Raw genomic sequence first — 12876 nt, 5'->3', positions numbered from 1 at the left:
GAACGACCGTCGGATGGACGAGCGGAGCGTAGTCACGGGTGCGATAATCGGTCAATTGGTGACCAATTTTTGATACCGACGTGGCTGCTCGACCATTCGGCGGGCGTTCCTATGGCGCGCGCGGCCTTCGGCATATATCGTATGCCGATCACAATTTGTTTAATTGGTGACCAATATTGCAAAGACCGAGAGGTTGGCCGATGGGCGTAATAGCGTTCCGCAACGGAACCGTGTGGAGAGGCGACGGCCTTCCGGACACGGATCGGCTCCTCGTCGTCGACGGTCGCATCGCGCCGTGGAACGAGGATGTGAGCCCGGACGTCTCCGTCGACCTGAACGGCGGACTCCTGGCGCCCGCCTTCGGTGACGGTCACGCACACCCCATTCTCGCGGGCCTGGAACAGCAGGGACCGGCAATTCGGGATGCGCGCGACGTGTCCGAGATCGTCGAACGGATACAAGCGTGGGCGCAGGACCACCCCGACGACGAGTGGATCGTGGCTGCTAGTTACGACGCCACCCTCACCCCGTCTGGGTGGTTCGACGCTCGCTGGCTCGACGCCGTGGTGCCCGATCGCCCGGTGATGCTGCGGGCGTGGGATTACCACTCGGTGTGGTGCAACACGCGGGCGCTCGAGCTCGCCGGCATCGACAAGGACACTCCGCAGCCCGACGTCGGCGAGATCCCACGGCGGGAGGACGGTCAACCGCTGGGCACCCTTCTGGAGTGGGGCGCGGTGGACCTTGCGCTACGGGTCGCTCCGACGCCCAGTCTCGATCAAGGGGTCGAAGCGTTGGAGTACGCCACGGGACACCTCGCCGCCCGTGGCATCGCCTGGTTCCAGGACGCGTGGGTGGATCCGGACGACATCGAGATCTGGTTGGCGGCTGCCCAGCGGGGCGTGCTCCGATGCCGCGCCGATCTGGCACTGCGGGCGGACCCGCTGCGGTGGGCAGAACAGCGCTACCAGCTTGCCGGGCAACGCGATCGCATCCGTGCTGCACCCCATCTCACGTGCAACACCATCAAGTTCTTCGTCGACGGAATCATCGAAAACCACACCGCGCACATGCTTCACGACTATGCCGATGCGTGCACCCGTGGCATGAAGGTGTGGCAGCACGATGAGCTCCTGGCTGCCGCGGCGTTCGTCGACGAGCTCGGCTTCGAATTGCACCTTCACGCCATCGGTGACGCCGGAGCCCGCTCTGCCCTCGACGCCGTGGAGCACATCCAAGCCGTCAACGGTCCTCGGGACCGGCGCCCGGTCATCGCCCACGCTCAACTCGTCGACGACGACGACCTGCCCAGGTTTGCCGAGCTCGGTGTCATCGCATGCTTCCAGCCATTGTGGGCCACCACGGATGACGTCATGCAGCAACTGACGCTCCCGCGGTTGGGGCATGAGCGAGGCCACCGGCAGTACCGCATCGGCTCCGTCTTGAGGTCCGGCGCACCGATGAGCTTCGGCAGTGACTGGCCCGTCACCAGTGCAGACGTCCTACCGGCTCTGCAGACGGCCGTCACCCGGGCACGCCAAGACGGCACCCCACACGGTGGTTGGATGCCGGAGGAACGCATAGACATCGTCAACGCACTCGACATCGTCACCCGCGGCGTCGCCTATCAAGCCGGCACGGAGACCAGCCGCGGTGTGTTGAACGACGGCTTCGAGGCGGACCTGGTGTGGCTGTCGGCCGACCCGCGGAAGTCACCCGTAAGCGACCTGAGTTCGATATCGGTTCTCGGCACCTGGGTCGCGGGAATCCCTACCTACCAATCGAATTCGATGTCCAGCGCCCTGCCGGCGCAGATGGAGCGTACTCATGTCTGAAACATCACCCACCTCGTCCGCCCCTAGACTGCGGCGGGTCATGGGCGTGCCCGGACTGGTCATCTTCGGATTGGCCTACACGGCGCCGCTGGCAGTGTTCACGACTTACGGCGTCGTGAATGAATCGACGTCAGGCCATGTGGCGACCGCGTATCTGATCACGCTGTTGGCGGTGCTCTTCACGGCGGGCAGCTACGCGGCCCTGGTCAGGGCTTACCCGGTCGCCGGTGGCGCGTACACCTACTCCCGGCGGGCCTTCGGCGGGAACGTCGGCTTCGTCACCGGCTGGGCGTTGCTGCTGGACTACCTCTTGCTACCGCTGATCAACTATCTCCTCATCGGCATCTATCTGCACGCCGAGTATCCAGCGGTGCCCATCTGGCTGTACTCACTCTTGGGGATGGGTGTCGTCACGGTGCTCAGCGTCGTGGGAATCGTGGTGGTGCGCAACGCGAATCTGGTCATGGTGGGGCTGCAGATGGTCTTCGCGCTGGTGTTCGCGGTGCTCGCGGTCAAGCACATCGTCGAGAACCCGGGCGTCTCGCTCCTGCAGCCCATCTACGACCAAGGTGTCGCCACGGCGACGTTGTTCACGGGAGCCGCGACGCTGGCGTTGAGTTTCCTTGGCTTCGACGCCATTTCGACGATGTCCGAAGAAGCGCGGGACCCGCGCCGCACGGTGCCACGAGCAATCATGCTTACCGTCGCCATCGCCGGGATGCTCTTCATCGCGGTGTCCTATCTGGCGACACTGGTGCAGCGCGATCCGTCTGCGATCGTGGATCCAGACTCCGCAGCGATCGAGATCATGGGCATGACCGCGGGGCAGTGGCTCCAGACGTTCTTCCTCTTCAGCTTTATGGCCGCGTGTGTGGCCTCGGCACTGGCCTCTCAGGTTAGCGTTACGAGAATTCTGTATGCGATGGGCCGGGATGGCGTGTTGCCGCGAAAATTGTTCGGTCGTCTCAGCCGCAGGTTCCAGACCCCGGTCGGTGCGATCGCGTTCGTCGGAGTCATCTCGTTGATCGCGTTGGTAGCGGACCTAGGGACCATGGCCTCGATCGTGAGTTTCGGTGCGTTGGCTGCATTCTCGGTCGTCAACCTGGCGGTCATCAAACTCTTCCTCGTCGACGCCACCGAACGCACTCCGTGGCATCTGTTCCGGTACGGGCTCGCGCCCGCGATTGGGTTCCTGCTCACCTTCTACCTGTGGTTCAGCCTGTCTCGTCTGGGCTTCATCGCCGGACTCGTCTGGATCGTCGTGGGCGTCCTGTACCTCGCCGGCATCACCCGAGGCTTCCGCAAGGCCCCACCAGAGATACAGTTCGACGCCGAGCACTCACCCTTGACTCCCCATGACGATGACAGGGTTGTAAAACTTTGAGCAACAAGACGATTGGCTACGACTTCTTCGCACAGCCGGAGATCGCCGCACTGCGCATCAGTGACACCGAGGCAGAAGACCTCGGGGCGCAACACTTCGGACACCCGGTGATCGCCGAGTCGCTCGGCAGCCAGCAGGACCAGAACTTCATGCTCACGACCGACGACGGCCGGCGCATCGGGGTCCTCAAGATCGCGAACCCGGTGTTTTCAGAAGCCGAGGTGCAGGCGCAAGATGACGCCGCCCAGCTCGTGCAGGCAGCCGAACCCCAGTTGCGACTGGCCACCGCACTCCCCGGCATCGACGGGCGGACACGCAGAACCGTCCGGCACTCGGACGGAACGTCGCTCATTGCGCGTGTTCTCCGCTATCTGCCCGGTCCCACCGTCGAGGCCGACACGTATCTGGGAGCCGACGTCGCCCGGCAGATGGGTGATGTGTGTGGTCGCGTGAGCAGAGCGCTGCGCTCGTTCGACCATCCCGGACTCGACCGCACGCTGGCCTGGGATCCACAACACGTTCCGGCCGTGACGGAGAAACTCATCTCCTATCAGGACGACGAGGGTCGCCGTGACCAGCTCCTTCACGTCGTGGCCCGGGCGTGGGAGATCCTGGAACGGCTCGCCGGGGAACTCCCGCGTCAAGCCGTCCACCTCGACTTGACCAACTCCAACCTGATAGCCGAGCCGGGTGACCCACGCCGCTATGACGGCATCCTCGACTTCGGCGACCTGTGCCGAACGTGGGCCGTCGCCGAACTCGCTTGTACAGCAACGTCGGTCCTGCACCATCCCGGTGCGGACGCACTGTCGGCGCTCCCGACGGTGACGGGCTTCCACGCGGTGCGGCCGTTGTCGGCCGCCGAGGCCCAGGCCGTCTGGCCGTTGGTCGTGATCCGCGCGGCGATCCTGGTCCTCAACGGCACGATGCAGGTCAGCATCGAGCCGGACAACGAGTATGCCGTCACCGGGTTGCACGACGAGTGGCGGATGTTCGACGCGGCGGTGGCGGTGCCCATCGAGGTGATGTCCACCCTGATTTGCGACGCGCTATCGCTGCCGCGACCCGGTGGGGTGACGCTCCCGGACGACTACGTTCCACTCGTCGCCGGGCAGCCCGCGGTGCTGGACCTCTCGACCACCGCGCCGGTGTGGGACCGTGGTGCCTGGCTGCACCCGGGCGCCGTCGAGAGGGCCGTCGACGTCGCGCGCGCGTCGGGTGCGAAGGTCGCGGTGAGCGCCTACGCGCAGCCCCGCCTCGATCAGGCAGCGCCGCTGCGGGACACCGAACCCGCCACGCTGCCAACCTCCTGCCACGCGTGGTTCTTCGAGGCCACCACCCTCCGCGCACCGTGGGCGGGCGTCACGCGACGCACCGCTCACGGCTTCATCCTGTCCGCCGCGGACGTCATCCTCGAAGTCGTCCTGGACGCCGACGTCGACGCGCTGCCGGGCCTACACGTAGGTGAGGTGGCGGCGGGCGCGCCGCTGACGACCGTGGCGGCCGACCATCGGATTCGCGTTCAGGTGCGGCGGGCGGACGGTCCGGCTGTGCCCCCGTTCGTCGCCCCGCGGTACGGCCCAGGCTGGCTGGCCCTCACCGCAGATCCCGCAGCACTGCTCGGCGCCCCCGACGGCGACACACCCGAATCGAGTGCTGAACTACTCGAACGCCGCGGCCGGTACCTGGCTGACGTTCAGGAGCACTACTACGTCACCCCGCCCCGGATCGAGCGGGGCTGGCGGCACCACTTGCTGTCCACCGACGGCAGATCGTATTTGGACATGGTCAACAACGTTGCATTGCTTGGCCATTCGCATCCTCGGTTGTCAGATGCCGTTGCCCGCCAGTACGAACTACTCAACACGAACTCGCGGTTCAACTACTCGGCCATCGCCGAGTTCACCGCGAAGATCGCCGCTCGGCTGCCACCGTCGCTCGACCAGATCTTCCTGGTCAACTCAGGCTCGGAGGCGAGTGACCTCGCGATGCGGCTGGCGCTGGGCACCACCGGACGGCAGCACCTCGTCTCGATGGGGGAGGCTTATCACGGCTGGACCTACCTCACCGATGCGGTCTCCACGTCGACGGCGGACAACCCCAACGCCCTGACGACTCGTCCCGGGTGGGTCCACACCGTGGAATCCGCCAACTCCTATCGCGGGCGATACCGGGGGGCGCAGGCGCACCAGTACGCGCGGGATGCCGTTGCCGACATCGGCAAACTGGCCGCCGACGGTGTAGACCTCGCGGGGTTCATCGCCGAACCCGTCTACGGGAATGCCGGCGGAATGGCGCTTCCCGACGGGTACCTGAAGCAGGTCTACGCCGCGATTCGCGACGTCGGGGGACTGGCGATCGCCGACGAGGTCCAAGTTGGATACGGCCGTCTGGGACAGTGGTTCTGGGGTTTCGAGCAGCAGGACGTGGTGCCCGACGTCGTCTCGGTGGCGAAGGCGGTGGGCAACGGGTATCCGCTTGGGATCGTGGCGACCACGAAGGTCATCGCCGAGGCCTATCGATCCCAGGGCTACTTCTTCTCCTCGGCCGGTGGCAGCCCCGCGTCGTGCGTGGTCGGGAGCACGGTCCTGGACATCCTCGAGGACGAGGACCTGCAGGGCAACGCCCGTCGTGTCGGCGGGCACCTCAGGGGGCGTCTGCTGGAACTCACGGAACGGCACTCGATCATCGGCACGGTCCATGGGCACGGTCTGTATCTCGGAGTCGAGTTGGTGCGGGACCGAGACACTCTGGAGCCCGCCACCGAGGAGACACTGGCGATCTGCGAACGGATGTTGGACAAGGGAGTGGTCATCCAGCCCACGGGCGATCGGAACTGCGTGCTGAAGGTGAAGCCGCCACTGTGCTTGGACCAGACGGGGGCGGACTACTTCGTGGATGCGCTCGACAGCGTCTTGACCGAGGGTTGGTAGACGACCCGCTCGCGGGACGGATCAGCAGGCCCCGGCTCGCGGTCGCGAGCCGAACGATTGTGCAGAGCGCCGACGGAAAACGATTGGTGATCAACACATTCAGATTACGCCCCGGCGTAACGGCGGAGCAGGTCGCCGAGTTGTCCACCCACGATCGATAAGCCGACGTTGGCGGCCCAGGCGGAGGTGCTGGCCAGGTTCGAAACGCTGCAGGTCTAGGACGACGCAGAGGGCGGGGGACTCGGGGTGGACATCGTCGAGGTCATCGAGGTGCATGACTGGGACCGGTGGGTCGAGGTGCGCGACCACAGTCCCGCTCTCGACGAAGTGCGCACACGGTTCGACGAGCTCGTCGAGCCCGGATCGGTGCGCTGGCCGTTCGTGGCGAAGATCGCGACGAACGGCGTAGCGATCTTCACCACCGACTTGGCGGGTGGCAGAACGCGGCTTACCAGCCGCGTTCGGCGAGCCGGTGGGGCTGCGCGATGTCCTCCACGTTGATGCCGACCATGGCCTCGCCGAGCCCGCGGGATACCTTGGCCAGCACGTCGGGATCGTCGTAGAAGGTGGTGGCCTTCACGATCGCCGCGGCCCGCGCCGCCGGGTCACCGGACTTGAAGATGCCCGAACCCACGAAGACGCCCTCGGCACCGAGCTGCATCATCATCGCCGCGTCGGCGGGGGTGGCGATACCGCCCGCGGTGAACAGCGTGACGGGCAACTTGCCCGCCCGCGCGACCTCGACGACCAGATCGTAGGGCGCCTGCAGTTCCTTTGCGGCAACGAACAATTCGTCTTCGGACAGCGAGCCCAGCCGGCGGATCTCGCCGCCGATCTTGCGCATGTGGGTGGTGGCGTTGGACACGTCGCCGGTACCGGCCTCGCCCTTGGAGCGGATCATCGCCGCACCCTCGGTGAGCCGGCGCAGTGCCTCGCCCAGATTGGTGGCACCGCACACGAAGGGGACGGTGAACTTCCACTTGTCGATGTGGTTGGCGTAGTCGGCGGGTGTGAGCACCTCGGACTCGTCGATGTAGTCCACCCCGAGGCTCTGCAGGATCTGCGCCTCGACGAAGTGGCCGATACGGACCTTGGCCATCACCGGGATGGTGACTGCGGCGACGATGCCCTCGATCATGTCCGGATCGCTCATGCGGGAGACGCCGCCCTGGGCCCGGATATCGGCAGGCACACGTTCGAGCGCCATCACCGCGACGGCTCCGGCGGCCTCGGCGATGCGCGCCTGCTCAGGCGTGACGACATCCATGATGACGCCACCCTTGAGCATCTCCGCCATGCCGCGCTTCACCCGTGCGGTGCCCACCGACGTCGCCATCTTCAACGCCTCTCGCGCAGCCGCGTCAGCAGCTGCGCTTTCGTTCGAGGGATGTGGTCGCCGGGCCGGGACGTCACCCGTGGACCAAGACATCGGCGAGCTTGTCCATTGCCAGACCGGGACTCGAGAAGGTCGGCGTGTGCAGACCCTCTCCGGAGACGCTGGCCGCGGCACGTGCCATCGATGCCTGCGCGAGCACGATGGCATCGACCGACGTAGCGAGATCCTGAAGTGCTTCGGCGATGATCGCATCGTGGCGGGCTGCATCGCCCGAGGCATTGGCGGTGAACGCTTCGGCGAGCAGTCGGACGTCGAGATCGACTTCAACCGAGGCGTGCTTAGCGCGGCGGCGGACCAGATCCACGGTGGGCGACAGGGTGGACTTTGCGGTTGCCAGCACGGCGATCCGGGGCGTTCGTTCGGTCCCGGCGGCCATTTTCGCGGTTTCGATCGCCGCATCCACCATCGGCATGTCCACTCGCAGTACGGGGACGTCCACCAGCTGCGCGGCGAGTTCGACCGCGGGCCCAATGGACGAGCAGGTGGCCATCACGGCTACTGCGCCACTGTCGGCCGCAGAGACGACGTGGTCGACCACGCGGCGCGAGATAGACGCAGTCAGAGCACCGTTGGCAAGTGCGTCGGCGAGCAACGACTCGTCGACGATGTTGGACACCTTGACATCGGCGGGCAGTTTCGCGCCGAGCTCACCGAACACGGGGAGGAGGCCGCTGACGGTGTGAAGCAGCACTACGCGACGGGTCATGACAGATCTCTTTCTCGGAGGCGGGCCAGCAGCTGCTCGCGGGATTGGCAGATGTGGTCGTCGAGACGAGACACGGCGAGTTCGACATCGCCGGCCTCGATGGCCTCGATGATCGGACGATGAGTGTCGGGCTCTGCAGAGGTGTCCGAGTCGAGGACTTTTGTCAGGATGATCACCCGCCGAGTCTCCATCTGAATGGACTTGAGGTGGTCCAGCAGGAGATCTTCGCGGCAGGTGGATGCGATTACGTAGTGCAATTCAATGTCGGCGTCGACCACCGCAAACAGGTCACCGCGCCCGTAGGCATCGTCGAGCTTGGAGAAAGCGGCTTGGATGGTCCGCAGGGGGGCGTCGTCGATGTAGCCGGCGGTCATCGCGGTGCGCAGCGCATAGCATTCCAGCAGTGCGCGGAGATTGAACACTTCACGCACCCGCTTCTCGCCGATGCTCTGGACGAAGGCACCGCGGTGTGGGTGGATCTCCACCAGACCCCGATCCCGCAGGGCACGCAACGCTTCGCGCACCGTGCCCCGGGCGGTATTGAGCTCCGCGGCGAGGGTGACCTCGGGCAGCGGTGCACCCGGCGGATACGTCCCGCGGATCACCGCCTCGGCGATGTGATCGATGACGGCATGGGTGAGCGTCTTGGGCCGCGCTAGTCCACGCGGCCGCGCACGCGAATCGTCGGGGTCGGCTTGGACCCCATCAGGGCCCAACGAAGTCGGACTCACGTGAAACCACCTCCAGGCTTTCATGGATCGTGTCGGCGACCTTCGCCAATTCCTCGTCGGTGATGGTGAATGCCGGCGACACCTGTAGCGCGACGTCTCCCAGGTTACGGGTGATCACGCCGCGCTTGCGGGATTCGCGAACCAGTTTGGCCAGCACGGCGGGATTCGCCTCCTTGACCCTCGGATCGATGTTGACGGCTCCGAGCAGTCCCACGCCGGCGCGCACCTCGTCGACCAACGGGTGATCGGCCAGCGGGGCCAGATGCGATGCCATCACCGATTCGTACTCGGCCACCCGGTCGACGAGACTTTCCTTTTCGAGGATGTCGAGGTTGGCGTTGCCTACCGCGGTGGCCATCGCGTGTCCGGAGTACGTGTAGCCGTGCCGGAACATTGCAGTCGAGCCGTCCTTCCAGAACACCTCGGACACGCGCGGCGCGATCGCGACCGCACCGAGCGGTGCGTAACCGGACGTCAGGCCCTTGGCCATGGTGATCATATCGGGCTGGATTCCGTAGCGGCCGGAGGAGAACCAGTCGCCACCGCGTCCGAAGGCGGACACCACTTCGTCGATGACGAGCAGCACGTCGTTCTCGCGGCAGATCTTCTCGATTTCGGTGAGGTAACCCTGCGGCGGATGCAGAACCCCGCCGGCGCCGATGATCGGCTCGCAGAAGAATGCCGCCACGTTCTCGGCGCCCAGTTCGGTGATCTTGGTGCGCAGCGCCTCGGCATCATTCCACGGCACCTGCGCCACCGACTCCACCATCGGTGCCAGACCGGCGAGGTTGGCGGGTAGACCGGCAAGTGAGGTTCCGTAGGCGTTCATGCCGTGGTAGGCCCGCGTGCGGCTGATGATGATCTTCTTGTTGGGTTGCTCGACGACCGACCAGTACAGGCGAGCCAGCTTGGCCGCTGTGTCGACGGCCTCCGAACCGCCGCCGGCGGTAAAGAAGATCTTGCCGTTGGGGAAAGGCAGGTAGTCGGCGATGCGAGAGGCGAAGAGCTCGGTGTTGGGCGTGGTGAACACATCGAAGGTTTGGAACGCCGCGAGGTCGATCGCTTGCTGGCGAGCGACGTCGGCGATCTCGGTACGGCCCAGTCCGACATTGCAATACCACAGTCCGGCAAGGGAATCGAGATAGCTATTGCCATCGGCGTCCCACACTGTGCGGCCCTCGCCGCGGACGATCGTCACGGTGTCGTTCTTCACCGCGCTCATCTGAGCGAATGGGTGCCAGTAGCTGGTCTCGGTCATGATCGTTCTCCTATTGCTGCAGACATGATGGGTTCCCGCGCGCGCATGACGACGTGGGGTGCGTCAATTCCCGTCGCGCAGGTCTCTTCAGGGGCGCGCTTCGTAGACGCGAGATCCTGAGCACTGACTCGACGGTCTTGGTGACGTCCGTAGAGAGACGGGCCGTCGCCATCGCGGCCACTGCCTCGATGGCCAATGCGGGGTTCAAAGTGCTTGCGACGAATCTGTTTTCGATCCTTGCCGGCGGAACATCTTTCCGCCGTCGAGGATATCGGGAGCCGTTGCTCACGTTGGTCATCATGCTCCGAAAGTGTCTGACTGTCAATTGTTGGACAATCGCGATGGGAGCTGCCCGATTCATGAACGATGGGCAACGAGTGACACGGGACGGTCGCCGAGGAGCAGCATGATTCGCGCCGTCTCTTCGAGTTCCTCGGCCGCGTCCACGGCATCGGCCAGCGTCCTGCCGGCCAGTACCGAGCCGTGGTTGGCCAGGAGCACCGAATGCGCCGAGCTCATGGCGCGTCCCACCTCGTCGCCGAGGGTTGGGTCACCAGGAGGCAGGTACGGGATAAGAGGTACCCGCCCCACACGCATCACGTGGTAGGCGGTCAGCGGAGGCAAACAGTCGGCCACGTCCAGTCCGGCCAGGCAGGACACCGCGGCCGCGTGCGAGCTGTGCAGGTGGACGACCGCCCCTGAGTCGGGCCTCGCGCGATAGGTCTCGACATGGATCGGCCATTCCTTGGACGGTCTGGATCCCGCCAGGTGCTTTCCGTTCAGATCGAGTACCGCAAGCTCGTCGGAGATCAGATTCCCCAGCGAGGTGCCGGTCGGAGTGATGAGGATTCGTGGGCCGACCCGCACGCTGATGTTGCCTGTCCGTCCTGCCGTGAGTCGGCGATCGAACAGCGACGCACCCTGGCGGACGATCTCGGTCCGCTCGGCAGTCATCGCGCTCGTCATGACGAGGCCGTCTCGACGAGGAAGTCGGCGCTACCGAAGTTTCCGGACTTGAGCAACAGGGTGATCGGGTCGCCGCAGATGGTCGTACACCAGGGAACTCCGGGCGCGGCCTCCTCTCCGACGAGAACCTGCTGCACTCCGAGTTCGGTCACCACCGCTCCCGAGGTTTCGCCGCCCGCGACGACGATGCGACGCGCCCCGCGCTCGACCGCGCTCGCTGCAACCCGGGCGAGCACCTTCTCCAAGATCTGCGGAGTGTCCGCCCCCATGGCGAGCGCGCCCCGACGCCGCTGCTCGGCGTCGGCAGAGGTGTAGATGAGCCGCGGCCGGCTCTGGTCCTGGGCCTCGTCCCACGCCACGGCGGTCGCGATGAGGGCATCGGAGTCGGAGATCTCGCCGGGATCCAGTCGCAACGCGGGCATGGTGAGCTGCGCCCGCCGTACCTGCTCCAGGGTCGCCTCTGAACAGCTTCCGGCTAGGACCAGGGTCCCACCTGAGGTGGCGGGCGCACCGAGGCCGCCGTGTGTTTGGCGCTCTGACGGCCGCGCGGCTGTCATGGTGCGCCCCAGTGCCTCGATCAGGCCGGCGCCACCGCTCAGGAGGCCTTCATCGTGGCCGACGGCGATCGTGTCGAGATCGGCGTCGGCGGTGGCATCCGCGACGATATGCCGAACACCCTGTTCGACAAGACCCTTGACGTGGTCTGTCGCAGCTTCGTGACCGGCACGTACCGCGTTGAGTGGCAGCAACCCCACCGTGGATTCGGTCTGCAGCGACAGCCAACGCACCAAATTCGCATCGGTCATCGGCGTCAGCGGATGGTTGCGCAGCGGGGACTCGCTGAGCAGCCTCTCTCCGACGAACAGGTAGCCGAGGTAGGTGGTGCGCTGATGGAGCGGTGTGGCCGGGCAGACGATCGTGTAGGGAGTGCCGATCAGCGTTCCGAGGATGTCCAGTACCGGGCCGATATTTCCCTGCGGCGTGGAGTCGAACGTCGAGCAGTACTTGTAGTAGTACCGGGTGATTCCGTGTCCGCGCAGCCAGCCGACCGTCTGCTCGACGTATGCGCACGCGTCGGCGGGATCGATGCTGCGAAACTTGATTCCGACCACCACTGCGTCGCAGTCCTGGAGTGTGCTGGCGGGATCTGGGATACCGAAGAGCATCACAACGCGAAGTCCACTGCGGCGCAGAGCGGCTGCGGCGTCGGTGCCGCCGGTGTAGTCATCGGCGATGACGGCGATGCGTGTCACGCGGGGGCCTCCACTCGGCTCTCGTGCTGCGATGTCGTGCCGCTCCGCTCGGAGCGTCTCATCTCGTTCGTCGGCGACCAGTCGCCGTGCCAGCGGCTCCGTGTTCCAGGAATCGGTCACGGGCTTGGAGCTGGGGCGCGACACCGCCGTAGGTTGCCCCGACCTCCATGCTCTGTAGCACCGTGTTGGGCGATTGATTGTCGATCAATCTACGGCGATCGTAGGACGAGGCGTTCTGTACGTCAAACATGCATCGGAGACCCACGGCAAGATCCCACCGCCCAGCCGAGGTTCATCGCCGGCGGCGGGCGAACACAGCGATGTGCTGGCAACGGTGTGGTGCGGTTGGCACGCCCTGGGAAGCTGCTCGTATCGGTAGAAGTACCTATGTCGGCGCGTCCACGTGCTGGCTAC

The 12876-nt window shown here is 65.6% G+C and carries 9 protein-coding genes; 3 read left to right on the top strand and 6 right to left on the bottom strand.

The window, feature by feature from the left end; genetic code table 11:
• Nucleotides 1-200 precede the first annotated feature (200 nt).
• From G154_RS16710 to G154_RS16700, 3 genes are read left to right on the top strand one after another with little or no spacing between them, the layout of a single operon-like run.
• Complete coding sequence (locus tag G154_RS16710) at nt 201-1835, top strand: amidohydrolase (RefSeq protein ID WP_023985915.1); 1635 nt, start codon at nt 201-203, stop codon at nt 1833-1835.
• Between the two features lie 40 nt (nt 1836-1875).
• The gene (locus G154_RS16705; RefSeq protein WP_019509779.1) at nt 1876-3219 is read left to right on the top strand and encodes an APC family permease; all 1344 of its coding nucleotides are present in this window, start codon (nt 1876-1878) and stop codon (nt 3217-3219) included.
• Nucleotides 3216-6152: an aminotransferase gene (locus G154_RS16700; RefSeq protein ID WP_019509780.1), complete on the top strand. Its 2937-nt coding sequence runs from the start codon at nt 3216-3218 to the stop codon at nt 6150-6152. Before G154_RS16705 ends, G154_RS16700 begins: the two co-directional genes overlap by 4 nt.
• 448 nt (nt 6153-6600) lie before the next feature.
• Here the strand turns inward: G154_RS16700 and pdxS are convergent, their stop codons facing one another.
• The 6 genes from pdxS to otnK all read right to left on the bottom strand — a co-directional run bounded on the left by pdxS (nt 6601) and on the right by otnK (nt 12462).
• Entirely contained in the window at nt 6601-7488 is an 888-nt protein-coding gene (gene pdxS / locus G154_RS16695) for a pyridoxal 5'-phosphate synthase lyase subunit PdxS (RefSeq protein WP_019509781.1), read from the bottom strand.
• Between the two features lie 73 nt (nt 7489-7561).
• Nucleotides 7562-8254, bottom strand: coding sequence for an aspartate/glutamate racemase family protein (locus tag G154_RS16690; protein ID WP_023985913.1), 693 nt, complete (start codon nt 8252-8254; stop codon nt 7562-7564).
• Entirely contained in the window at nt 8251-8985 is a 735-nt protein-coding gene (locus G154_RS16685) for a GntR family transcriptional regulator (protein ID WP_234713068.1), read from the bottom strand. Before G154_RS16685 ends, G154_RS16690 begins: the two co-directional genes overlap by 4 nt.
• Nucleotides 8960-10243, bottom strand: a complete 1284-nt coding sequence (locus G154_RS16680; protein WP_019509784.1) for an aspartate aminotransferase family protein — start codon at nt 10241-10243, stop codon at nt 8960-8962. The genes G154_RS16685 and G154_RS16680 overlap by 26 nt, the downstream gene beginning before the upstream one ends.
• 357 nt (nt 10244-10600) lie before the next feature.
• Nucleotides 10601-11197 carry an aldolase gene (locus G154_RS16675; protein WP_110807195.1) on the bottom strand — a complete coding sequence of 199 codons (597 nt, stop codon included), beginning with the start codon at nt 11195-11197 and terminating at the stop codon, nt 10601-10603.
• A gap of 8 nt (nt 11198-11205) precedes the next feature.
• Nucleotides 11206-12462, bottom strand: a complete 1257-nt coding sequence (gene otnK / locus G154_RS16670) for a 3-oxo-tetronate kinase (protein WP_031601553.1) — start codon at nt 12460-12462, stop codon at nt 11206-11208.
• Between the last annotated feature and the right edge of the window lie 414 nt (nt 12463-12876).

This window comes from Mycobacterium sp. VKM Ac-1816D (assembly GCF_000416385.1).
In the GTDB taxonomy this organism is placed as follows: domain Bacteria; phylum Actinomycetota; class Actinomycetes; order Mycobacteriales; family Mycobacteriaceae; genus Mycobacterium; species Mycobacterium neoaurum_A.
Note: the sequence above shows the minus strand (reverse complement) of the source record. Positions and strands in the feature narration are given on the sequence as shown.